This window comes from Tenacibaculum sp. IMCC1, assembly GCF_054906355.1.
This window is the reverse complement of the sequence record NZ_CM142818.1, coordinates 2,641,474-2,667,509: the sequence shown is the minus strand read 5'-3', so window position 1 is coordinate 2,667,509 and position 26,036 is coordinate 2,641,474. Positions and strand designations below refer to the sequence as shown.

The following is a 26,036-nucleotide window of genomic DNA, read 5'->3' as shown; positions in this document are numbered from 1 at the left end:
AATTAATCTTCTTTAATTTCAACAACAGCTGGTTTACTTGATACTTTTTCTTGTAACCATTGGAATATTACAAATAATACAGGAATAACAAATACCCCTATTAAAGTACCAATTAATAATCCTCCTGCAGCACCGGTACCGATAGAATTATTCCCTTCAGCTCCTACTCCTTTTGCTAACACTAATGGTAATAACCCTAGAATAAAGGCAAAAGAAGTCATTAAAATAGGTCTTAAACGTACTTTTGCTCCCTCAATAGCAGCATCGTATAAGCTATTTCCTTGCTTACGACGCTGTATTGCGAACTCTACAATAAGAATCGCATTCTTAGCCAACAATCCTAGTAACATAATTAAAGCTATTTGGAAATAGATGTTATTTTCTAACCCTGCTAAATATGTTGTATAATATGCTCCTGCTACCCCAATTGGTAATGATAAAATTACTGATAGTGGTAATAGATAACTCTCGTATTGTGCTGCTAATAAGAAATACACAAACAGAATACTAATCATAAAAATAATGGTAGATTGTCCTGATGATGCTATCTCTTCTCTAGTGATTCCAGAATAAGCAACACTATATCCTTCTGGTAAATTATTTTCTGCTAAACTATTTATTTTAGTAATTGCGTCTCCTGTACTGAATCCTGGTGTGATTCCTCCATTTACTGTTACTGAATTGAACAAGTTGAAACGATTAACTGTTTGTGGTCCATATACACGTTCTAAACTAACAAATTGAGAGATTGGTGTCATTTCTCCACTTGGTGTTTTTATAAACATACTATTTAAGCTTTCTTCATTTATTCTGTCTTCAGGCAACGATTGTACGAAAACTCTAAATTGTTTTCCAAATCTACTAAAGTCAGCTGCATAATTTCCTCCAATATATCCTTGTAAAGCTGAAAGGATAGCACTTGTTGATACTCCTGCTTCTTTAGCTCTTTCTACATTTATATCTAGTTCTAACTGAGGGAATCCAGTGTCAAAAGAGTTAGAAGCAAACGCTATTTCTGGTTGTTGATTTAACAAACCAACAAATTGTTTGGCTGTTGCATCCATTTCTGTTAATGGTTTGGCTGCACGATCTAGTAATCTCATTTCAAAACCGTCTGCACTACCAAAACCCGGTACACTTGGTGGGGTAAAGAAAATAATGTTTGCATCTGGTATCATAGCTGCTTTACCAAAAAGTTGACCTACTATACTTTTAACTGATTCAGCATCACTTTCTCTTTCACTCCAATCTTCCAGAATAATAAAGCCCATTGCGTACGAACTTCCTTCTCCTGAGAAAAAGTTTCTTCCACTAATAAACGATGCCCCTTTGATTCCTTCTATTTCTTTAATACTTTCATATAACTTTTCTGTTACTTTATACGATCTATCTAAAGAAGAACCTGCAGGTAATTCAGCATTCATAAAGACTACACCTCTATCTTCCGAAGGTACAAATCCTGTAGGTATCGTATTACTTGCCCATACAATAGCCAAAACACTTAACCCTAAAATACCTGCTGTTACCCATTTGTGCTTTACTAAAAACCCTAAAGATTTAGTATATTTATTAGTTACCGCATTAAATCCTGCATTAAATGCATCATAAAATCGCTGTAATAGTCCTTTTTTCTTGTGAGTATCGTTATGTGGCTTTAATAGTAATGCGCTTAAAGCTGGTGTTAGTGTTAGTGCGTTTACTGCTGAAATTAAAATAGCAACCATTAGTGTTACCCCAAATTGCTCATAGAATACTCCTGATGGACCTTGTATAAACGTAATTGGTACAAAAACCGCCACCATTACTAACGTAATAGACACAATAGCCCCACTGATTTCACTCATCGCTGAAATTGATGCTTTTTTTGCACTTTCTGCTCCATCTTCCAGTTTAGCATGCACCGCCTCTACTACTACAATAGCATCATCTACCACGATTCCAATTGCTAAAATTAAAGCGAATAGGGTTAATAAGTTGATAGAATACCCAAATAGATTTAAGAAAAAGAAGGTACCAATAATTGATACTGGAACCGCTATTGCGGGTATTAAGGTAGACTTAAAATCTTGTAAGAAGATAAATACTACTACAAACACTAATAAAAAGGCTTCTATTAAAGTACTTTTTACTTTGTTTACAGATGCTGTTAAGAATTTATTGGTATCATAGTTAATAATGTAATCTAATCCTTCTGGAAAATCTTTCTTTAAATCTTCTAGTTTTACATAGATGTTTTCAATAATTTCTTGTGCATTAGATCCAGGTGTTTGAAAAACACCAAAGTTAAGTGCTGGATTCCCGTTTGTACGTGATAATGACGAATATGAAAATGCATCTAGCTCTACTTTTGCTACATCTTTAACACGTAAAAACTGCCCATTCCCTAGAGCTTTTACAACAACGTTTTCGTATTCTTTTGCAGTTTTATATCGTCCTTTATATTTAATTACATATTCAAAAGATTCTCCTGAGTTTTGTCCTAAAGACCCAGCTGCTGCCTCTAAACTTTGTTCATTAATCGCTGCAATTACTTCTCTAGGTTCTAACTTATAAGATGCCATTTTTGCTGGGTCTAACCACACTCGCATCGAATAGTCTTTTGCCCCAAACACGTTTACTGCTCCTACCCCTGATACACGTTGTAATTCTGGTTTTACGTTTATATTTAAGTAATTTTGAATAAAAACATCATCATACTCAGGATTTGTAGAGTAAACTGCAGCATATAATAATGCTGAGTTTTGTTGTTTTGCTGTAATAACTCCTGCTCTTGTTACCTCAGAAGGTAATAACGCATTGGCTCTAGCAACTCTGTTTTGTACGTTTACAGCTGCAATATCTGGATCATATCCCTGTTCAAAGAAAACTTGAATACTTGCTGTACCTGTATTACTTGCAGTAGAAGTCATGTAGGTCATTCCTTCTACTCCGTTTATTTGTTCTTCTATAGGAACAATAACACTTTCTAAAATTGTTTCGGCACTAGCTCCTGGATAAGAAGCAGTAACCTGCACCGTTGGTGGTGCAATATCTGGATATTGCGTTACCGGTAATTGTGTTAATGACAGTACTCCTAATATTACTATAATAATAGAAATTACTGTAGAGAGTACCGGACGCTCTATAAATTTTTGTAACATAACTGGTTTTATTAATTATTTAAACACCGTATCGAATGAATTTACTATGCTATCTAAAGGCGTAGGAATAGGTTTTATTTTTGCTCCAGATCGAACTTTATTTAAGCCTTTAGCTAAGATTGTTTGTTCTGTTGTTAACCCTGATTTTACTACATAAAGCTTTCCTATTTGGGCTTCAACTTCAATAGTTTTTTCTGCCAAAGAATCATTATTTACGATATAAACATATACCTTACCTTGACGCTCAAATGTAGATTCTGATGGTATAACCAACGCATCATTATGCTCTTGAGGTATTAAAATTGTACCACTACTTCCATTACGTAGCAAACCTGCTTTATTATCAAATTTTGCTCTAAAACTGATAGTTCCTGTTTGCTGATTTATATCACCAGCAATGGTTTCAATGGCTCCTGTTTGCTCATACTCTTTACCATTAGCTAATAATAATTTTACTGGTGGTAACTTGTTTATTTTCTCATCCATTGTCTCTCCTTCAGCGGAAGAGATAAAGTTTAAAAACTCTTTTTCATTCATAGAAAAATATGCATATACATTTTTTATAGAAGCTACTTTTGTAAGTGGCATTGCACTTTGTGCACTTACCAAAGCACCTTTTCTGTAATTAATTGAACCTACAAACCCGTTTACAGGACTTTTTATATTTGCGTAGTTAATATTAGCTATAACACTATTATATGTACTTTTAGCCTGAGCCAAATTAGCTTTTGCCGTTTCTAATTGTACTGGACTAATAATGTTTTTTTCTACTAATGGTTTTAGCTTATTAACTTCTACTTGTGCAGTGTTTACAACTGCTTTTGCCGCTTCAGCATCTTGACTTAATGATTGTGTTTCTAACTTAAACAACAATTGTCCTTGTTTAACCTTTTGACCTTCTTTTACCAAAACGTTTTTTACATATCCAGAAACTTTAGGTCTTATTTCACTATTTACTTCTCCTTCAATAGTTACAGGATATTGTTGGTAATTTGTTATTGACTTTTTTGCAACCTTTACTACTGGAAAAGGTAGCTTTGGCATTTGTTGTTGTTTTTGTTGTTGTTTTTCACAACTTGTAAAAAATAATGCAACAATGCTAAGAATAGCAATACCGTATATGTGTTGATATTTCATTTTATGTATATATAGTTATTGTTTGTGGTTTATAATTTTTTCTTTTAATTTAGTTACAGACGCAATTGCTCCATCTAAAAACTCAATAAAACTATCGTGGAAATCAAGATCAAATCTATCTTCTTCTTTTAGAGTTTTGTTAATGTCTTCTTTGTATTCTTTAACTTCTATGTGTAGTTCTTTTTCTCCTTCCCACTCTTCTATCATATTACTTATTCCTTTTAGCATTGTATCGCTATTTAGAATAAAGTATTTTTTTCTATCACCTGTTTTTGTAAAGTAACTTACTTGTTTTAAACCTTGTAAATGATTAAGATGTGTTGAAATTGTGCTTTTACTAGCACAAAGACCAGATACTAAATCTTCAAAGGTTGCTCCTTGTTTTCCTGTTAAAATAATATGTGAAAGTATTCTTGCTGCAACTGGGGCTAACTGTTCTTTTTTTTCTAAAAAAATTCCCAATTTCTCTACCAATTCACATTTTTTCTTTTCTACTTGATTCATCTCCATAAAAAATTTGCCATGCAAAAATAACTTCAGTTCGGAACAAACCGAACTAATCGAAGTTAAAAAAATGTTAATACATTCTTAATACACTTTCCTTTATTCTATCATCTCTATTTTCAAAGCTTACAAAAGCTACTAACAATCTCTTTTTCTTTTGTTTATAATGTTTTTTTTCACTATCTTCACAAAAGATCTAAAAGAAATTTATTATGATGTAATTAAAAGTTATAATTTTTTCTCCCCTTAAAGTTAAAATACTGTTGACTGTTAATAATGCATTATTAACTGTTGTAAACTAGGTAAGCTTTTTTAAGTTTTACTGAGAATATGTTTAAGCTATTTTTAATTTAAGTCTCTCGTGTTATGATTATTTATTTTTTTTCTTATTCAAAAGGTTAGCTATAATTAAACTATTAGTTTTTCCTTAATCCGTATTCCACATATTACTATACTAATAATTAACTATACAGTTACTTTTAAGATTTTCATTAACCTGAAATTCGTAAGTAATTATTATTTAGAATTATTAATAGCTCTGTAAAAAGAAACCTGAATTACTATTTGTTGTATTAGTAAATAAAAACTAAACATGTTTACTAAACTACAAATCGCATAATACTATCCTTGCTTACCAACCACTAATTAAAGCTTGATAGTTATTTATAACACCTAACTAATCAACTATTATGAAAAGAATTACTCTAACGTATTTACTCTTACTAAAAAATTATAAAAGATTCAAATTTGTTGAATTAATATTATTGCTCTTAGTATTATCCTCTTTTGTCAAAAAAGAAAATTCGAGTAATAATAATATTAATTATTCTCCTCCTATTACTGTTCCCTGTAATACCGATGCTCCTGTTGCTATCTCTTCATCTAGTTTTACTGATTTAACTATAACTGAAAATACTAATGGACTTTGTTTATTGGGTTGCGGTATTTCAAGCCTCAACAATTTGACAGACACAAATCTTTCAAACTACACTACTATTTCTACACTTTTAGGTTTAGGTGTAACTCATACAATAACAGTAACAGATAATACCACGGATGATTTTTTTGAAGGAGGAAGCTATGCCGGTTTTTTAATAGAAAATGGCTCTGTTGCTCAAATAGATTTACTAGGAGCTATTACCATAAGAACCTACCTAAACGGTGTTCCTCAAGAAACTAATTCAGGAGCTTCGTTAGTAACACTTGGTAGTTCTCTATTAAATAATGATCAATTCTACGTGGGGTTTTACACTACTTTAGACTACGATAGCATTGAAGTTTCAATAGCTAGTTTAGCAGGTATTGCTTCTAGTACTAATATTTATTATCCGGTTACTAATAGTTTTTGTGTTGGCCCTAATTTAGAACCCAATACTCCTACTTTGATTAATAAACCTGATTTTCCTGCTCGTGTAGTTGACGAACATACTGGAATGGGAGGTGTTTTAAATGTTGGTAGCGTAACCAATACTAATGCTGCGGTAGACTCTAATAGCAACTCATACACTAGTATTGATTTTACTTTAGGTGTTATAGCTACTGGAAGTATTTCTATAAAAGATGAGCTGACAAATTATCCTGCACAAACGTATGTAGGCTTTGACATTGAAAATGCTTCTGTTTTAAATCTTGAACTACTTGATGGAATTACCATAACAACTTATTTAGATGGTGTTCAACAGGAAGTAAAAACAGGTAGCTCTGAATTATTATCGGTAGACAGTGGTTTATTATTTACTGGTACTGAACGCTCTCAAGTAGGTTTTGTTACTTCATTACCTTTTGATGAAGCTCAATTATCCATTCAACAAACTCTTACTTTAGACTTAGGGAATACTCGAGTTTATGGTCTTATATTAGAAGCTTTTAGCGAAGGGGATTTAAACTGTGATACTGCTACATTATTAAAAAATCCTTCTCAACCTGTAATAATTAATAACACAAACACTGGTGTAAACGGAGTAGCTTGTGTAGCTTGTGAAGTAGATAACGCAACAAATGTTATTAGCGAAAGTGAATCTGACTTTGCTATGATAAATGTAACTGCTGGTGTTGCAAGTACAGCTTCTATTTCAGTTGAAAATGTTCTAAGTAACTTTCCTTCTGGAAGCGCTGCTGGTTTTGTTATTAGGGATACAAATGACCTTTTACAATTAGATTTATTAAATTCTATAACCATAACAACTTATTTAGATGGTTCAGTACAAGAAACACAATCTGGAAACAATTTATTAGCTCTCGAAGCATTAGGTTTAATAAATATAACTCCTTCTACAACTAATGGTTTTTATTTGGTTGGCTTTTCTACTTCACTTGAATATGATGAAGTTCAACTTACAGTTAGTTCACTCGCTGCTACTATTAATAGCATTGAGGTTTATGGTAGTTATGTAGACAATTCCATAAAAATATCAGGTAACACAACAAAAGAAACCTCTATCGGAGCTTCAGATGGAAGCATTTCTTTATCCGTATCTGGAGGAACTCCTCCTTACACTTATTTGTGGAACCCCGGAGGCCAAACATCTTCTTCTATTTCTGGATTAACTCAAGGAAGTTACAATGTAACAGTAACAGATGCTAACGGATGTCAATCTACTGCAGAATATATTATTTATACAGATGGTGTACAATATCCCATCCCCTGTAATACAGAAAATCCTGTAGCAATAACAAATGATAATTTTACAGATTTAATAGTAGATGAAAACACTTCTGGACTCTGTGTAGTAGGTTGTGGCATTTCAGATGCTAGCAACATTATAGACACAGATCTTTCTAACTTTGCTTCTGTATCAACACTTATTGGTCTTGGAGTAACACATACATTAACTGTAACTGACAATACAGCTAGCGAGTTTATCGAATCGGGTGGTTATGCAGGTTTCTTAATAGAAAACACTTCCATTCTTCAAGCCAATCTTTTAAATGCTATTACAATAACAACCTATCTTGATGGTGTACAACAAGAAACTAACACAAGTACTTCTTTACTTGCTTTAGACAGTCCTATTTTAGGTCAAGATCAATTTTATGTCGGCTTTTACACCTCTATGAATTATGATGCTGTTGAAATCTCTATTTCAAGTTTAGCAGGAGTTGCTTCAACAACTAATGTTTATGCTGCCGTAACTAATAGATTTTGTGAAGGACCTGAGTTAGCTTGTAATACCGCTACCCAACTTACTAAACCAAACTTTCCTGTAAGAGCTGTAGAAGAACACACAGGAACTGGAGGACTTTTAACACTAGGAAGTGTTAACAACACAAATAATGCTATCGATTCTGATACTTCAAACTATGCTTCTATAAATTTATTAGCAGGTGTTGCAGGCACAGCTACTATAGCCTATAAAAATGAAATTACCAATTACACCGCAAATACTTTTGCTGGTTTTGATATTGAAAATACTACACTTTTAAACACTCAATTGTTTGATGCTATAACCATTTCAACTTATTTAGACGGAACACTTGTTGAATCTAAAACAGGCACAACCGAATTGCTCCCAATTTATTCTGGTTTATTATTAACGGGAAGTGAATCTGTACGATTAGGGTTTATTACTACAGCTCCTTTTGATGAAGTACAACTTTCTATGACACAAACTCTTTCTTTAAACCTAGGTAGTACCAGAGTTTATGGAATGGTACTTCAATCTTTCTGTCCAGGAACGATTAACTGTGATGAACCTTACGTAATATCAAATCCTAGTAGTTCGGTTATTATTAACAACGAAAATACAGGAACCGACGGTGTTGCTTGTATCGCTTGCGAAGTTGATAATGCCGTAAATATTATATCTGAAGACAATTCTGATTATGCACTCATAAATATTATGGCTGGTGTAGCTGGAAGCGCTTCAATTTCAGTTCAAGATGTACTTGTTGATTACCCTGCTGGTACACAAGCAGGTTTTATAATTAGAGATACAAACGACTTACTTCAGGCAGATTTATTGAACACACTCACAATTACAACTTATCTTGACGGTGTTCAACAAGAACAACAAACAGCAAATAATTTGTTAGCTCTTGAAGCACTAGGGCTAGTTAATATTACTCCTACTAGTACAGATAGTTTTTACGTTGTAGCTTTTGATACTAGTACAGGTTTTGACGAAATCCAATTAACAGTAAACTCATTAGTTGCCGCTGTAAATTCAATTGAAGTTTACGGTGGATATATAGATGCTACTAACTCAACCTTTTGCCAACAAGCAGGCATTGCTTTATTAAAACAAGGTATTTTTAATGATACAGACAGTGACGGATGCGCAAATCCAGGTGAAACAATTACATATACGTATACCGTAACCAATACTGGTAATGTAAGTATTACAAACGTTGAATTAACCGACCCTATTTCTCCATCTCCTTTAACATTAGAGTCTGGTGATACTAATGGCGATAACGAACTAGATGTTGATGAAACATGGATATACTCATTAGACTATATTATCACTCAAGACGATATTGACAATGGCTCTGTTACTGGTCAAGCCACTGTAACAGGAGTAAGTACAGGAGGAACTAACGTAAGCGACTTGTCTGATGACAACAATACTCTAGAAGACGACCCTACAGTAACCAATTTATGTCAAAATGAAGGTATTGCACTTATTAAGCAAGGAACCATTAATGATGAAAATGGTGATGGTTGTAGCGATAACGGAGAAACAATAACTTTTACCCTTTCTGTTATAAATACAGGAAACACAACACTAAACTCAATAGTTGTAACCGACCCTTTACTTACAGTTTCTTACAGCTCAGGAGATACTGACTCTGACAATGAGTTAGATGTTGATGAAATTTGGATATATACAGGTTCTTATATTGTTACTCCGCTAGATATTACAAACACTTTTGTTCAAAATCAAGCTACAGCCCAAGCTAGTACTGTTTCTGGAGGTACAGTTAGTGATCAATCTGATGACAATAGTATCCTGGAAGATGATATCACTACGATTGATTTATGTCAAGCACCAGACATTGCTATTGTTAAAACAGCCACTTTTAATGATGAAAACTCAGATGGTTGTAGCAATGTCGGAGAAACAATAACCTACACAATGACGGTTACAAATCAAGGTAATACTGGTTTAATTAATGTAACTGTAAATGATCCTTTATTAGGCGGACCTGTTACATTAGATTCAGGAGACCTGAACACAAACAACACACTTGATGTAGGTGAAATATGGATTTATACAGCTGATTATGCCATAACTCAAACCAATATTGATAACGGGTCAATTACGAATCAAGCTACCGCAAGCGGAGAGTCATCGCAAGCTGTCGTTGTTACAGACTTATCTGATAATGATAGTGTGCTTGAAGACGACCCAACACAAAATACAGTGTGTCAATCCGATAGTATTGCACTTATAAAAACGGCTATTTTTAATGATGAAGACAGTGATGGTTGTAGCGATGTAGGAGAAACGATAACCTACAACTTCACACTTACAAACACAGGAAACACTACTATTACCAACGTAGTTCTTACTGATCCAATGCTTGGTGGTACAATTACCCTTGCCTCAGGCGATACCGATAGTGACAACCAACTTGACATTAATGAAACTTGGAGTTATACTGCCAATTACACAATTACTCAAGCAAATATTGATAATGGTTCAGTGACCAATCAAGCAACAGTTACGGGTACAAGTATTAGTGGCAACAATGTAAGCGACTTATCTGATAATGATAGTATACTTGAAGATGGCCAAACACAAACTACACTGTGTCAATCAGATAGCATTGCTCTTATTAAAACGGCTACTTTCAATGATGAAAACACAGATGGATGTAGCGATGTCGGAGAAACCATTACCTATAGTTTTACCCTTACAAACACAGGAAACACTACCATTACCAATGTAGTTCTTACTGACTCAATGTTGGGTGGCACAATTACTCTTGCCTCAGGCGATATCGATAGTGACAACCAACTTGATATTAATGAATCTTGGAGTTATACTGCCAATTACACAATTACTCAAGCAAATATTGATAATGGTTCAGTAACCAATCAAGCAACTGTTACGGGTACAAGTATTAGTGGTAACAATGTAAGTGATTTGTCTGATGATAATAGTACTCTTGAAGATGATCAAACACAAACCAATCTATGTCAGTCTGATGGAATTGCCTTAATTAAAACTGCTACTTTCAATGATGAAGACACTGATGGTTGTAGCGATGTAGGAGAAACAATAACTTATAATTTCACTCTTACAAACACAGGAAACACTACCATTACCAATGTAGTTCTTACTGACTCAATGTTGGGTGGCACAATTACTCTTGCCTCAGGCGATATCGATAGTGACAACCAACTTGATATTAATGAATCTTGGAGTTATACTGCCAATTACACAATTACTCAAGCAAATATTGATAATGGTTCAGTAACCAATCAAGCAACTGTTACGGGTACAAGTATTAGTGGTAACAATGTAAGTGATTTGTCTGATGATAATAGTACTCTTGAAGATGATCAAACACAAACCAATCTATGTCAGTCTGATGGAATTGCCTTAATTAAAACTGCTACTTTCAATGATGAAGACACTGATGGTTGTAGCGATGTAGGAGAAACAATAACTTATAATTTCACTCTTACAAACACAGGAAACACTACTATTACAAATGTGATCCTAACTGACCCAATGTTAGGCGGGACAATTACTCTTGCCTCAGGTGATATCAATAGCAACAACCAACTTGATATAAATGAAACATGGAGTTATTCTGCTAGTTACACTATTACACAATCTGATATTGATAATGGTTCTGTTAGTAATCAAGCAACTGTTACAGGTACAAGTATTAGCGGTAACAATGTAAGTGATTTATCTGATGACAATAGTATTCTTGAAGACGATCAAACCCAAACTACATTGTGTCAACCTAATAACAGTATTTCTCTTGAAAAAGTAAGCACCTTTAATGATATTAATGGAAATGGATATGCTAATGTTGGAGAAACCATAACATATAGTTTTATCATATACAATACTGGAGATTCAGTTTTATATAATATTACTTTACAAGATAACTTACCTGGAATTACAATTAACGGTAGCACCATTCCTCAACTATTACCTGGCGAAGTTGATAGTACAACCTTTACTGCTATTTATGTTATAACTGAACAAGACTTAACAAACGAGTCTGTTACCAATCAAGCATTGGTTACAGCTGAAGACTCTTCAGGAGGTTCTGTAACTGATACTTCTGACGACCCAAATAATTTAGATGATATTGATATTGACAATGATGGTGATCCAGATGATCCTACAATAACAGACCTACCCGTCGAAGAAATTCCTTTTGAAATTTTTAATGCTGTTTCTCCAGATGAAGATGGGGCTAATGATTTCTTCCGCATTAATGGTATTGAAAATTATCCTAACAATAATTTAAAAGTTTTTAATAGATGGGGTGTTTTAGTTTATCAAACTGATGCTTATGGAATTAACGGAAATTTATTTAGAGGAATCTCTGAAGGACGTACAACAGTTAGTAAAGATCAAAAACTACCCACAGGTACCTATTTCTATATACTAACACGATGGAACTCCGATCAAGAAGCCATGACTGATAAAGGATATTTATATCTAAAAAGAAACTAAAAACCACTAAACCTAATGAAACATTATTCTATATTACTATTAATAATTATTAGTGTAAATGTGTGTTTTTCTCAACAAGACCCACAGTATACACAATACATGTATAACACCCAAGTTGTAAACCCGGGTTATATTGGTTCAAAAAATGCTCTTGGTTTAGGGTTACTATACAGAACACAATGGGCTGGATTTGATGGAGCTCCAAATACCGGAACTTTTACTTTTAATATGCCTTTGGGTACCTTAAAACGAAACGCAATAGGACTTTCTATTATTAATGATAAAATAGGTCCTTCTAACGAAACAGGTATTACAATAGATTATGCATACTCATTACTTTTATCAGGTCGTTCAAGAATATCGTTTGGTATTAAAGGAGGACTGAGTATACTAGACGTAGATTACTCAAAACTAAACATATATGATGAAAACGATTGGCAATTTGCAGAAAACATTGACAAAAAAGTACAACCTCAAATAGGTGCAGGTATTTACTATAATAACGACAGACTCTATCTTGGATTATCAGTACCTAATTTTTTCAATTCAAAACATTATAATTCAGATAGCGTCAATAACAACAATGAAGATGCCATAGCCATAGAACGTTTACATTACTTCTTTATAGCGGGTTATGTTTTTGATATTAGTGAAAACCTAAAACTCAAACCTGCAACTATGTTTAAGTGGGTTAATGGATCTCCTCTGCAAGCCGATTTATCTGCAAATTTTCTGTTCAACAATAAATTTACCCTTGGAGCCTCTTATCGATGGGATGCTGCAATTAGCGCCATGGCAGGGTTTCAAATAACTAATCAGTTATTCTTAGGAATGGGATATGATTTTCAAACTACAGATATCGAAGACCATAGTAATGGTTCTTATGAATTCTTTTTAAGATTTGACATCTTTAATAACCCTGAACGCATACTAACACCAAGATTCTTTTAAACTCTTAATATCATGAAAAAGCATTATTTAATATTCTATTTTTTAACTGCCTTAACAAATACAAACGCTTTTACTCAAATTGCACTAGTTGAAAAGGCAAACATCAAATACAATACGTATGATTTTATAGATGCACAAAAAATCTATTTAAAGGTCGTTGAAGAAGACTATGGATCAGCTGAAATTTATAGAAAACTGGGAAATACGTACTATTTTAATAGTAATTATTCAAGTGCCGCAAAATGGTATTACAATTTAATAGACCGATTTCCAAATGAAGCCCTTACAGTTGATTATTTTAGAGCAGCTCAATGCTTAAAAAGCATTAATCAACCTGAAGAGGCTGAAAAGCTCATGGAAATTTATAGATTAAAAGGAGGTAAAGCCATCCCTTTAGAATCCTATAGAAATGTTGCTGACACTTTATTTAAAAAAGGGGTTCAGGATAAACTTTTTGAAATAGAGAAAATTCCTGTTAATACAGAGTATTCAGATTTTGGTCCAGCCTTTTATGGCAATAATATTGTTTTTGCTTCAAGCAGAAAAGATCCAACTTTATCAAAAGAACATCCTACTGAGCTTGCTGGATGGGATAAGCAACCTTTTCTTAACTTATATCAAGTTCCTTTAGATAAGGATATGAACTTTGGTAAAGTAAAAGCTTTTAACAGAAGTATTAACTCACCTTACCATGAATCTACCGCTATTTTTACAAAAGATGGAAACACTATGTATTTTACTAGGAATAATTATTTAAATGGTAAAAAGAAAAAAGATAAAAATCATGTTGTTAGACTCAAAATATATAAAGCCACTAAAAAAGGTAATACTTGGGGAAATATACAAGAACTTCCTTTTAACAACGATAATTACTCTGTTGGACATCCAGCCCTTAACCCTGAAGAAGACAAACTCTACTTTTCATCAGATATGCCTGGTAGCTTAGGAATGTCCGATATTTGGTATGTCAAAATTTTAGGAGAAGACATTTATACAAATCCTATAAACCTTGGTAACAAGATTAACACTGTTGAAAGGGAAACTTTCCCTTTTGTAAGTGACGATAACGATTTGTATTTTTCTAGTGATGGGCATTCATCAGGTATGGGAGGTTTAGATATTTTTGTTACAAAACTAACAAAAGATTCTCATGGTGAAATATCTACTTTTGGAGAACCTATAAATAGCTCAAAAGACGATTTTGGCTTCATTATAAAAGAAGATAGAATAGGGTATTTTACATCTAATCGTGATGGTAAAGAAGGTAGTAAAAGTGACGATATTTATCAAATTTGGGAACGTTGTGAAATCACCATTCAAGGACCTGTGATTGATAAAAAAACTGGTGAACTAATTCCAAATACAGAAGTTACTTTAATAGATAGTAACAACAAGGAAGTAAAAACAATGACTGTAGGTAATGATGCTACTTTTTCTTTCTTATTGGATTGCCAAGAACAATATACCCTAAGGGCAAAGAAAAAGAAATATTTTCCGAAAGAAAAAGTTATAGAAACCCCTAGCAACCCAAAAACTATTAAAATGCCTATTAAACTAAACATGCCTTTAGCTTTAGAGCTTTCTGACCCTTGCCCTCCAAATGATTTAGGGTGTAAGTTAACGTTACAACCTATTTATTTTGATTACGACAAATCTAATATTCGCCCTGATGCAGAAATTGAACTGGCTAAAATTTTGGCCGCATTAAAAGAATATCCTACTTTAAAAATTCATATAGAATCACATACAGACTCTAGAGGTAATGATTCTTACAATTCAAGATTATCTGAAAATAGAGCACAAGCTACATTAGATTGGTTTCTTAAAAAAGGAATTGATATAACAAGGCTAAGTGCAAAAGGATATGGAGAATCAAAACTTATTAACAAATGTAATAACCAAACTACGTGTAGTGAAGACGAACATCAACTGAATCGTAGATCTATGTTTATAATTAAAGAATAACTCAAAAAAGCTCTTTTTGAAGAATAAATAACGATAAAACTTCTTTTTCTTAAGAAGTTTTATCGTTACTCTTTTTGTAACTTAACTACAAAATAGGAGCTAACAATCTAGCTAATCTCTCTGTAAAACGTATTAAAACAGGTCTACTATTCCATTGATGTAAGTCTATTTTCTCACTGTTTTTTAAATCTTCCATAAAAGCATTTTTCAACTGACTTGCAAAATCTTTATCATAAACTAATGAGTTAATTTCAAAATTTAAATCAAAACTACGTTCATCTAAATTTGCTGTTCCTACAGAAGAAACTAACTCATCAAATACAATTGTTTTCGCGTGCACAAATCCTTTTTTATATCTATACACCTCCACTCCTATTTCTAACACTTCTTTATAGAAAGAATTTGACACTGCATTAACTAATTTCGAATCTGAAATACTTGGTACCAATAGTTTTATTGTAACCCCACTCAAACTAGCTATTTTAAGAGCATCTAAAAAAGAAGTTCTCGGGACAAAATAAGGGGTTGTGATTAAGATTTCTTTTTTTGACAATAAAATTGCTTGAATAAGAGCATACATAATGTCTGGATGATCAGAATCTGGTCCACTAGAAATTACTTGAACTAATTGCTTATGTTCATTTGTTTTTACTTGATCTCCCGCTGGAAAAAGCTCTTCCTCTATAATAACATTTTGATTAGCACAAAAATTCCAATCCGCTAAAAAAACTCGTTGTAAGTTTAAAACAGCGAGTCCTTCTATTTTAATATGTGTATCTCTCCAATAACAATTAAATTTATTAGGATTAATATACCTTTCAGAAACATTAACACCTCCTAAAAAACCAACTTTTCCATCAACTACAATTATTTTTCTATGATTTCTATAATTAATTCTATTAGCTAACAATAACCATTTAATTTTATAAAAAGGGTACGCCTCCACCCCACTATCAATTAAAGACTTCACAAACGACTTACGAATATCTTTACTTCCAAAATCATCATAAATAAAACGTACTTTAACTCCTTCTTTAGCCTTTTCTTTTAAAACATCTCCTATTTGCTTACCAATAGTATCATTTTGAAAAATATAATATTCTATATGTATATGATTTTTTGCAGCTTTTAATACTTTTATAACTTCTGGAAACTTACGTTCCCCGTTTATTAGTAAATTAACTTTGTTATTACTAGTTAAAATATTTTCTTTATGTATAAACTTCGTCAGATTATAAAAATGTCCTAAATGGCTTTTAGACGTTGATAGTATTTTTTCATTATACTTTTTTAGCTTCTCTTTAAGGTCGAAGAAAATGTTTTTGTCTACTTCTAACTTTTTATTATATAACTTATACGTTCTATGGTTTATTCCAACCATTAAATAAATAATAATACCTCCTACAGGAAACAGAATCAGCAAAAATAGATAAGCTATTGCTTTTGGTGGTGTTGAAGTATTAATAATAATAACAGCAACTGTAGCAATAATAGCTACATATAAAATTATAAGTAGTGTAGTTATCAAAATAAAAGTATCTTTTTCTGCTAAAGGTATTTAAAATATTAACACCTAAGAGACTCAGTTATAAAAAAATTCAACTAACACAACTGCATAACTAAAGGTTATTAATAAAACCGAAATAGTTAGTTTTTACAGTATTAAAAACAAAAAACCTTAATTCTAAACGAATTAAGGTTTTATCTTTAAATTAGTACGGGCGGAGAGACTCGAACTCTCACACCTCACGGCACTAGATCCTAAGTCTAGCGTGTCTACCAATTCCACCACGCCCGCGTACTTTTGAAATTGTGGATGCAAATATAAACAATACTTGCAAACTACAAAGAAGAAGTATACTATTTTTCTTATTTTTGATGCTAATTAATATACAACACATGCAAAACGTAAAAGATTATATAGCTCAACATAAAGATCGTTTTATTAATGAGCTTATCGATTTATTAAAAATTCCATCAGTAAGTGCTGATCCAGCCTTTAATCAAGATGTATTAAATACTGCTGATACGGTTAAAGAAAGTTTAGAAAAAGCGGGATGTGATAAAGTAGAAATTTGTGAAACTCCTGGGTATCCTATTGTTTATGGAGAAAAAATAATAGATCCTAATTTACCAACAGTCTTGGTTTATGGTCATTACGACGTACAACCAGCAGACCCTATCGATTTATGGACCTCACCTCCTTTTGAGCCTGTGATTAAAAAAACAGACATTCACCCTGAAGGAGCCATTTTTGCACGCGGTGCTTGTGACGATAAAGGGCAAATGTATATGCATGTAAAGGCATTAGAATACATGACTCATACTGGCAACCTACCTTGTAACGTGAAATTTATGATTGAAGGTGAAGAAGAAGTAGGTTCAGAAAGTTTAGCGTGGTTTGTTCCTAGAAACAAAGAGAAACTTGCCAACGACGTGATTTTAATTTCTGATACAGGAATGATTGCAAACGACATTCCTTCAATTACTACTGGTTTACGTGGATTAAGTTATGTAGAAGTTGAAGTTACTGGACCTAATAGAGACTTACATTCTGGTTTATATGGAGGTGCTGTAGCAAACCCTATCAACATTTTAACACAAATGATTGCTTCATTACACGATGAAAATAATCATATTACCATCCCAGGATTTTATGATAAAGTAGAAGAATTGTCTCGTGAAGAGCGTGATGAAATGGCGAAAGCACCTTTCTCATTAGAAGAATACAAGGCTGCTTTAGATATTGATGATGTTCACGGAGAAGCTGGTTATACTACTAACGAACGCAACTCTATCCGTCCTACCTTAGATGTAAATGGAATTTGGGGAGGATATACAGGTGAAGGTGCAAAAACTGTAATTGCTTCAAAAGCGTACGCAAAAATTTCAATGCGTTTAGTACCAGGACAAGAATGGGAAGAAATTACTGAATTGTTCAAAAAACACTTTGAAAGTATCGCTCCTAAATCAGTAAAAGTAGAAGTAAAACCTCATCATGGAGGACAAGGATATGTAACTCCAATTGATAATATTGGTTACCAGGCAGCAAGTAAAGCATACCAAGAAACCTTTGGAGTAACTCCTATTCCACAACGTAGTGGAGGAAGTATTCCTATCGTTGCTTTATTTGAACAAGAATTAAAGAGTAAGACTATTTTAATGGGATTCGGATTAAATTCTGATGCCATTCACTCACCAAACGAGCATTTTGGAGTGTGGAATTACTTAAAAGGAATTGAAACCATTCCGTATTTTTATCAATATTTTACGGAATTATCAAAATAATTCATCTTTAATAACATCAATAAGATAGTCTTGAAAATCCCTCAAGGCTATTTTTTTTGCAACATTTTAAACTCTATACTTGTAGAATTAAAATTTATCTCTACATTTGTAGAATACAATTCAAATTTTATCGAAATGCAATTATCGAAAACTGAAGAACAAGTGATGCAATATTTATGGAAACTAAAAAAAGCTTTTATGAAAGATATTTTAGCAGAATTTCCTGAACCAAAACCTGCTACAACTACAGTTGCTACACTATTAAAAAGAATGAAAGATAAAGGATTTGTAGATTATACATTAGATGGAAAATCAAGAGAATATTTTCCTTTGGTAAAAAAGTCAGACTACTTTTCAAAGCATGTAAACGGATTGATTAAAAACTTCTTTAATAACTCTGCTAGTCAATTTGCTTCATTTTTTACTGAAAAAACAGATTTATCAGTTTCAGAATTAGAAGATTTAAAAAAAATTATCGATCAGCAAATTAAAAAGCAACAATAATGATAACGTATTTTATCAAATCAGGAATTTGTTTAGCATTGCTGCTTCTCTTTTATCATTTGATATTAGAACGAGAAAAAATGCACCAATTCAATCGGTTTTATTTATTGGGTAGTGTATTATTTTCGTTTATAGCTCCTTTTTATAAGATCTATATAGAAACTATTCCGAATACTTTAAAGGCTGTCCCTTCCTTGATTACAGATTCAAATTTGGATGTAAATCCTGTTAAGGAAATTAGCTATACCCAATATTTATTTCTTGGATATACAATTGTAGCTATCATTTTATTAATCCGCTTTACAAAAAACCTATTTAATATCTTCTTAAAGATAAAACAGTATAAAAAAATAAAAAAAGACAAAGCTACCCTTGTGTTAGTAGATGATGCTATTAGCCCACATACCTTTTGGAACTACATTTTTATCAATAAAGAAGAATATAACACAAACAAAATAGAAACTGAACTCTATACCCACGAATTAACACATGCTTTGCAAAAGCATACGTTTGATATCTTATTGATTGAACTTTTACAAATTATTTTTTGGATCAATCCAACATTTATATTTCTTAAAAAAGCAATAAAACTAAATCATGAGTTTTTAGCAGACAACAAAGTGATTACTACACATAAAAATACTACTAAGTATCAGTATTTACTATTAAATAGAGCTACTTGGAACAACGAATATTACTTGGCCAGTAATTTGAATTATTTATTAACTAAAAAAAGATTATTAATGATGACAAAACAAAGTTCTCGTACCAAAATTTTGCTAAAAAAACTGGCAGTAATACCAGTAATAGCAGGATTCGCTTTTCTCTTTGCTGAAAGAGTTGAAGCAGAAACAACAAAAAAACATGTACTCTCTACTAAAACTTCAAAAGATTCAATTCCTTCATCAGTAACAGTGTATAAAAAAAGTATTAATCATGAAGACGCGGAAATAACTTATCATGATGAAAAAGGAAATAAAATAACTAAAAAAATCTCAGAATTAACAGAGAATGAAAAGGGACAACTCCCTCCACCTCCAAGCCCTACAAGTAGAATTGTTATAAAAGGTGAAGCTTTAAACATACCTCCACCTCCACCCCATAGCTATGGAGTTATTAGAGAAGAAGAAACCTCAAACATTCCACCTCCTTCAATAAATGCTATCGAATACATATATCAAAACAAAAATGCTGATTTCTATTTCGATGACAAAAAGCTGAGTTATAATGAAGTTATTAAGTTAATTAAAAATAAAAAAGGACTAAGAACCTTAATACAAGCTAAAAACAATAAAAAAATCATCAAGTTTTATAGCAAAAAAGTTACTAAAAACACAAACAACATTAACACCTCTGATATAAAATATTACTTAGATGGTAAACTTATTTCTAAAGAAAAATTACACAAAATTGCACCTAAAGACATAAGAAAAGTTGATGTTAAAAAAAATAAAGATGGTACAGGGTTAGTATATGTAACCAGCAACAAATAACTGATATTCAAAACACATACTTGTTAAAAGCCTCTTAAATGAGGCTTTTTTTGTAACAAAATCCTAAATCTGTCGTTATTAAGCTATAAGCTTATTTTATGTTAAAACGATTTTTCCTTCTTTGTTCTGGAGCTGATTTAGATTTGCTTGAAAATTGTGCTAATGGTGAACAAAACAAATATGCTGGTATTGGTGCTACCGTTTTCTTCACTGCTTTAATGGCTACCATTGCTTCTGCTTATGCTTTATTTACAGTTTTTGATAATATTTACACCGCTATTTTCTTTGGTATTGTTTGGGGGTTACTCATTTTTAATTTAGATAGATTTATTGTTTCTACTATTAAAAAAAGAGAGTCTAAACGAAAAGAACTTATACAAATACTTCCTAGATTGTTACTTGCTATGATAATTGCTGTGGTGATTTCTAAACCATTAGAATTAAAAATTTTCGAAAAGGAAATCAATCAAGTATTACTGACTGAAAAAAATCAGATGACTTTAGATAACAAAACTCAAATTGCACAACAATTCACTCCTGAAATAACAAAAATTAATTCTGAAATCACTTCTTTAAAAGATGAGGTCACAACGAAAGAAAGCGAGGTAAATAAATTATATGAAACCTATATAGCTGAAGCCGAAGGAAGAAAAGGCACCAAATTAATTGGCAGAGGACCTGTTTACAAAGAGAAAAGAGATAAACACGATACTGCCCTTGGAGAACTTAATCAATTAAAAGCTGAAAATACCGAAAAAATAAAACAGAAAGAAACTGCTATTGCTAATTTGATCGAAAGTCAAAAATTAAAAGAAACACAAACACAACCTATTATTTCTAATTTTGATGGATTAATGGCTCGTGTTAATGCTTTAAACAAACTACCTTGGCTACCTTCTTTCTTTATCTTCCTACTATTTTTAGCAATAGAAACTGCTCCTATTTTTGCCAAACTTATTAGCTCAAAAAGTGAATACGATTATAAATTGGAAAACCATGAATCTCAAGTTAAAACTTGGATTCAACAACAAGTTCATCAACGAGAAGCTATTTTACACACTGATATAGACCTCAACAACAAAATATACTCTGATTTAAAAACAGAAGAAGAACTCTACAATTATAAACAAAAGATGGCTCGTAACCTTATGAAGCTACAGGCTGATTCTTTTTATAAAAATCAACAAAATATTTTATAAAGCTATTGCTATTGAGTTTTTAACCTCACCTATTGTAAAAATACTGTGAGTACTTCCAACATGTTTTAATGCTGTAATTTTATTAATCATAAACTCTCTATAAGCATCCATATCTTTCACATAAATTTTTAACACATAATCATAATCTCCACTTACATGAAAACACTCTGTTACTTCTTCTAATTTTTTAATTTCACGCTCAAAAAGAGCTATATAATCTTTGTTATGTTTCTCTAACTTTATATGACAAAAAACTAAAAATGATTTTTCTATTTTGTTTTTATTTAGCAACGCAACATACTGTTTAATGACCTTCTCTTTTTCCAACTTCTTTATTCTCTCATAAACAGCTGTTACAGAAAGACCTAATTGCAATGATAACTGTTTTGTTGTTTGTTTACTATCTGTTTGAAGTAACCCTAATAACTTCTTATCTATATTATCTAACTTCATCTGAAAAAAAATCTATTTTATTACAACTTATCTGAACACAAACTAATAAAAAACTAAATACAAACATAAAATTAGTGTAATTTTCTACAAAAATCGCTTTGTATTGATTTTTAAACAACTAAAACAGAACTTAGTAGTCTATTAATAATTAACTTTAATCGATATGAAATTTAAACCTGCAAACAACATACAAGATCTACAGTACTTTGGAGAATTTGGAGGAGTTAACCCTTCTATTTCAGATTCTTCTACCTATACTTTTTTATCAGCAAAGACTATGTTTGATACTTTTGAAGGGAATACAGATGGTTGTTATTTATACTCTCGCCACTCATCTCCTTCAAACTTATACCTATCTGAAGCTTTAGCTGCTATGGAAGGTACTGAAACTGCTAATGTTTCAGCTACTGGTATGGGAGCCATTACTCCTACTATTTTACAAATATGTGGGGCTGGAGATCATATCGTTTCAAGTAGAACTATTTACGGAGGAACTTATGCCTTTCTTAAAAACTTTACTCCAAGAATAGGAATTGAAACTTCATTTGTAAACATTACAAAGTTAGACAAAGTAGAAGCTGCCATTAACAAAAATACTAAAATGATTTATTGCGAAACTGTAAGCAATCCGTTATTAGAGGTCGCAGATATTAAAGCTCTTTCAGTATTAGCTAGAAAGCATGATTTACAGTTGGTAGTTGACAATACATTTTCTCCTCTATCAATTTCTCCAGCTCAATTGGGTGCCAATATTGTTATTCACAGTTTAACAAAATTCATCAATGGTTCTTCTGACACTATGGGAGGAGTTATTTGTGGAACTGCAGATTTTATCAATTCTCAAAAAAGTGTAATTGATGGAGCAAGTATGTTATTAGGAGCTTCTATGGACTCTTTGCGCGCTTCTTCAATCCTGAAAAATATGAGAACTTTACATATACGAGTAAAGCAACACAGTAAAAATGCGAGTTATTTAGCTGAAAAATTTGAAGCTGACGGATTAAAAACTGTATACCCAGGATTACCATCACACCCTTCTCATAAGGTGTTTAAATCAATGATGAATGAAGAATATGGTTTTGGAGGAATGCTAACTATTGATGCTGGATCTCTAGACAAAGCCAATGCTTTAATGGAATTAATGCAGGATGAAAATCTAGGGTACTTAGCTGTAAGTTTAGGTTTTTATAAAACTTTATTTTCAGCTCCAGGGACTTCAACGTCATCAGAAATTCCTTTAGAAGAACAAAAAGAAATGGGACTTACCGATGGATTAATTCGTTTTTCTATTGGATTAGATAATGACATAGAGCGCACCTATCAAATGATGAAAACTTGCATGAAAAAAGTAGGCGTTTTGTAAAACACTTATAATATCTTCTTGATTCTGTCATTTTAAACAAAATGAAAGACACTAAATCATTTCACATTTTTTAAAATGACATTTTTGTTTATGTAGTATTTCTATTCCATTTTTTTTAAAAAATATTGTAAACTAATTCGATTTGTGTAATTCTCTACAAAATCGTAACATTACAAGCCGAAAAAAATACCATACATGCAAGACGACAAAAACCTATCTAAAATTGAAATAGAAAATCAAAAAATAATTCAAAATAAAGAGTTGAGTATTTGGGAAGCTTTGATTCCTGTTTTCGCTTTAATAGGTATGCTTGCATATAATGTATATGTATTTGGAGACGATGCTTTAAGTGGAAGTAATCAATTTATTTTATTATTAGGTGGAGCTGTTGCGGCTATTGTAGGTTTTAAAAATAAAGTTTCCTACGAAAGAATGATTGAAGAAGTTGCTGAAAACATAAAATCAACAGCAGGTGCTATTTTAATTTTGTTAATGGTAGGTGCGCTTGCAGGAACATGGCTTGTAAGCGGTATTATACCTTCAATGATTTATTACGGGCTTCAAATTTTAAACCCGACTATCTTTTTAGTAGCTTGTTTAATAATATGTGCAGTTATATCTGTTGCCACTGGAAGTTCTTGGACAACTTCTGCAACAGTAGGTATAGCTTTAATTGGTATTGGTGAAGCTTTAGGTATTTCTTTAGGTATGACTGCTGGTGCAGTTTTATCTGGTGCTTATTTTGGCGACAAGATGTCTCCAATGTCAGACACTACAAACTTGGCTCCAGCCATGGCTGGAACAGATTTGTTTACACATATAAGATATATGACTTATACTACTGTACCTACATTTATAGTAACTATTATCTTTTTTGTTATTTTAGGATTTACCCAAACTACAACTGGTGACGCGAATACTCAACAAATGCTTAGCGACATTAACAAAGCTTTTAATATAACCCCATGGTTATTTCTTGTACCTGTATTAGTTTTAGTTCTAATTATTAAGAAGACACCTCCTTTAATCGCTCTTTTAGCTGGAACCATATTGGGTGGTGCTTTTGCTTTGATTTTTCAACCTCATGTTGTTTCTCAAATTTCTGGAGTTGAAAAGCTAGATTTTGAATCTGCCTACAGAGGAATAATGCAAGCTATAACCGTAGAAACCTCTGTAACTACTGATAATGAAGTGTTAAAAGATTTATTTACTGCCGGTGGTATGAAAAAAATGCTTGGAACCGTATGGTTAATTTTATTAGCAATGGTTTTTGGTGGGGTCATGGATGCTATTGGAGCCTTAGCTAAAATTAGCAGTTTTATGTTAAGCTTATTTGATTCAGTATTCGGATTATTTGCCAGTACTGTTGGTACATGTATAGGTTTAAATTTCACCGCTTCTGATCAATATTTAGCAATTGTTGTACCTGGAAAAATGTACGCACAAGCTTATAAAGATAAAGGGTTGGCTCCTGAAAACTTAAGTAGAACTTTAGAAGATTCTGGTACTGTTACCTCTGTTTTAATTCCTTGGAATACTTGCGGAGCTTATCATTCTGGTGTTTTAGGTGTTCCTGTTATAGATTATGCTTTTTATGCCATGTTTAATTGGCTAAGCCCTTTTACAACATTACTATTTGCTGCATTCAGAATTAAAATAAAACAACTAGCTTCTAAATAATAACGTTTATAAACCTCACCTTTCGTGAGGTTCTTTTTTTATTATTGTAAAAGCTCAAATACAAGACGCTAACTTATTAACTGAAATTGCCATAAGTTCAAAAGCATATTGGGGATATTCCAAAGAACAAATGGAAGAGTGGAAAAACGACTTAACAGTCTCCCCTAAAATGTTTACCAACTGTAATGTTTACAAATTTCAAGTTAACGATACTACAGCTGGTTTTTATGTTTTATATCGAGCTAATATTAGAACAAGTTTTTTAGATTTTTTATTTGTCTCCCCTAAATTTATAAACCAAGGAACTGGTTCTAAACTACTAGAACATGTAAAAAAATCTTGTATAGGCGGTTCTTGTGCTGTATTAAATGTTTTATCAGACCCAAACTCGGATGCTTTTTATTTAAAACATAGTTTTGAAATAATTGGGAAACGAGAGAGCAGTATTAAAGGACGTTTTTTTATCTGAAATGGAGCTCTATTTTCCTGAAAACATGTAATAAAGTTGATACTATTAAAAGTACCCAAGGAGTTCCATGCAAAAAAACATCAAACCAATCCATAAACTGCATAGCGTGCTCTCCTGAAAAGGCATTCCCTCCTGCTATCCATTGTAACTTCCCAACAATATGTGGTGGTCTAAAAGGTGCTAAACCTAAGGTTAAACTTGCTATTAAAAACAACTTCCAATTTTTTCGCAGCTTTTCTTTCAT

Annotated in this window: 16 protein-coding genes and 1 tRNA gene; 10 read left to right on the top strand and 7 right to left on the bottom strand. The window is 32.2% G+C overall.

Annotated features, from left to right (window positions below; translation table 11 throughout):
- Window positions 1-2: 2 nt before the first annotated feature.
- The 3 genes from ACXIHB_RS12435 to ACXIHB_RS12425 are packed head-to-tail and all read right to left on the bottom strand — an operon-like array spanning window position 3 to window position 4,781.
- On the bottom strand, window positions 3-3,140 hold the full coding sequence (locus tag ACXIHB_RS12435) for an efflux RND transporter permease subunit (RefSeq protein WP_047790745.1): 3,138 nt from the start codon (window positions 3,138-3,140) through the stop codon (window positions 3-5).
- A 15-nt stretch (window positions 3,141-3,155) separates the two neighbouring features.
- Window positions 3,156-4,277: an efflux RND transporter periplasmic adaptor subunit gene (locus ACXIHB_RS12430; protein WP_462098359.1), complete on the bottom strand. Its 1,122-nt coding sequence runs from the start codon at window positions 4,275-4,277 to the stop codon at window positions 3,156-3,158.
- Window positions 4,278-4,292: 15 nt separating this feature from the next.
- The gene (locus ACXIHB_RS12425; RefSeq protein ID WP_047790747.1) at window positions 4,293-4,781 is read right to left on the bottom strand and encodes a GbsR/MarR family transcriptional regulator; all 489 of its coding nucleotides are present in this window, start codon (window positions 4,779-4,781) and stop codon (window positions 4,293-4,295) included.
- A 689-nt stretch (window positions 4,782-5,470) separates the two neighbouring features.
- Here ACXIHB_RS12425 and ACXIHB_RS12420 point away from each other — a divergent pair.
- From ACXIHB_RS12420 to ACXIHB_RS12410, 3 genes are read left to right on the top strand one after another with little or no spacing between them, the layout of a single operon-like run.
- The gene (locus ACXIHB_RS12420; RefSeq protein ID WP_462098358.1) at window positions 5,471-12,427 is read left to right on the top strand and encodes a DUF7507 domain-containing protein; all 6,957 of its coding nucleotides are present in this window, start codon (window positions 5,471-5,473) and stop codon (window positions 12,425-12,427) included.
- A gap of 15 nt (window positions 12,428-12,442) precedes the next feature.
- Window positions 12,443-13,378 (top strand): PorP/SprF family type IX secretion system membrane protein, encoded by a 936-nt coding sequence (locus ACXIHB_RS12415; RefSeq protein ID WP_047790750.1) that lies wholly within the window; start codon window positions 12,443-12,445, stop codon window positions 13,376-13,378.
- Window positions 13,379-13,390: 12 nt separating this feature from the next.
- Window positions 13,391-15,343 (top strand): OmpA family protein, encoded by a 1,953-nt coding sequence (locus ACXIHB_RS12410; protein WP_462098357.1) that lies wholly within the window; start codon window positions 13,391-13,393, stop codon window positions 15,341-15,343.
- Between the two features lie 85 nt (window positions 15,344-15,428).
- On the opposite strand, the gene cls is transcribed toward ACXIHB_RS12410, so the two are convergent.
- Window positions 15,429-16,871, bottom strand: coding sequence for a cardiolipin synthase (cls, locus tag ACXIHB_RS12405; RefSeq protein ID WP_462098356.1), 1,443 nt, complete (start codon window positions 16,869-16,871; stop codon window positions 15,429-15,431).
- Between the two features lie 188 nt (window positions 16,872-17,059).
- Window positions 17,060-17,141 (bottom strand) — tRNA-Leu (locus ACXIHB_RS12400).
- 101 nt (window positions 17,142-17,242) lie between these two features.
- Here ACXIHB_RS12400 and ACXIHB_RS12395 point away from each other — a divergent pair.
- The 4 genes from ACXIHB_RS12395 to ACXIHB_RS12380 all read left to right on the top strand — a co-directional run bounded on the left by ACXIHB_RS12395 (window position 17,243) and on the right by ACXIHB_RS12380 (window position 21,827).
- A complete protein-coding gene (locus ACXIHB_RS12395) occupies window positions 17,243-18,631 on the top strand; it encodes a dipeptidase (RefSeq protein WP_159489053.1) in 1,389 nt (462 codons plus the stop codon).
- A 135-nt stretch (window positions 18,632-18,766) separates the two neighbouring features.
- A complete protein-coding gene (locus ACXIHB_RS12390) occupies window positions 18,767-19,135 on the top strand; it encodes a BlaI/MecI/CopY family transcriptional regulator (RefSeq protein ID WP_047790279.1) in 369 nt (122 codons plus the stop codon).
- Complete coding sequence (locus tag ACXIHB_RS12385; protein ID WP_462098355.1) at window positions 19,135-20,628, top strand: M56 family metallopeptidase; 1,494 nt, start codon at window positions 19,135-19,137, stop codon at window positions 20,626-20,628. The genes ACXIHB_RS12390 and ACXIHB_RS12385 overlap by 1 nt, the downstream gene beginning before the upstream one ends.
- 98 nt (window positions 20,629-20,726) lie before the next feature.
- Window positions 20,727-21,827 (top strand): DUF4407 domain-containing protein, encoded by a 1,101-nt coding sequence (locus tag ACXIHB_RS12380; RefSeq protein WP_394420282.1) that lies wholly within the window; start codon window positions 20,727-20,729, stop codon window positions 21,825-21,827.
- Here the strand turns inward: ACXIHB_RS12380 and ACXIHB_RS12375 are convergent.
- A complete protein-coding gene (locus ACXIHB_RS12375) occupies window positions 21,822-22,280 on the bottom strand; it encodes an Lrp/AsnC family transcriptional regulator (protein WP_047790281.1) in 459 nt (152 codons plus the stop codon). The genes ACXIHB_RS12380 and ACXIHB_RS12375 overlap by 6 nt on opposite strands.
- Before the next feature lie 163 nt (window positions 22,281-22,443).
- On the opposite strand from ACXIHB_RS12375, the gene ACXIHB_RS12370 reads away from it, so the two are divergent.
- The 3 genes from ACXIHB_RS12370 to ACXIHB_RS12360 all read left to right on the top strand — a co-directional run bounded on the left by ACXIHB_RS12370 (window position 22,444) and on the right by ACXIHB_RS12360 (window position 25,792).
- Complete coding sequence (locus ACXIHB_RS12370; RefSeq protein WP_462098354.1) at window positions 22,444-23,643, top strand: aminotransferase class I/II-fold pyridoxal phosphate-dependent enzyme; 1,200 nt, start codon at window positions 22,444-22,446, stop codon at window positions 23,641-23,643.
- Between the two features lie 195 nt (window positions 23,644-23,838).
- Entirely contained in the window at window positions 23,839-25,323 is a 1,485-nt protein-coding gene (gene nhaC, locus ACXIHB_RS12365) for a Na+/H+ antiporter NhaC (protein ID WP_047790283.1), read from the top strand.
- A gap of 40 nt (window positions 25,324-25,363) precedes the next feature.
- Window positions 25,364-25,792, top strand: coding sequence for a GNAT family N-acetyltransferase (locus tag ACXIHB_RS12360; protein ID WP_462099343.1), 429 nt, complete (start codon window positions 25,364-25,366; stop codon window positions 25,790-25,792).
- Here the strand turns inward: ACXIHB_RS12360 and ACXIHB_RS12355 are convergent.
- Window positions 25,785-26,036 carry a hypothetical protein gene (locus ACXIHB_RS12355; RefSeq protein WP_047790285.1) on the bottom strand — a complete coding sequence of 84 codons (252 nt, stop codon included), beginning with the start codon at window positions 26,034-26,036 and terminating at the stop codon, window positions 25,785-25,787. The two genes, ACXIHB_RS12360 and ACXIHB_RS12355, sit on opposite strands and share 8 nt — an antisense overlap.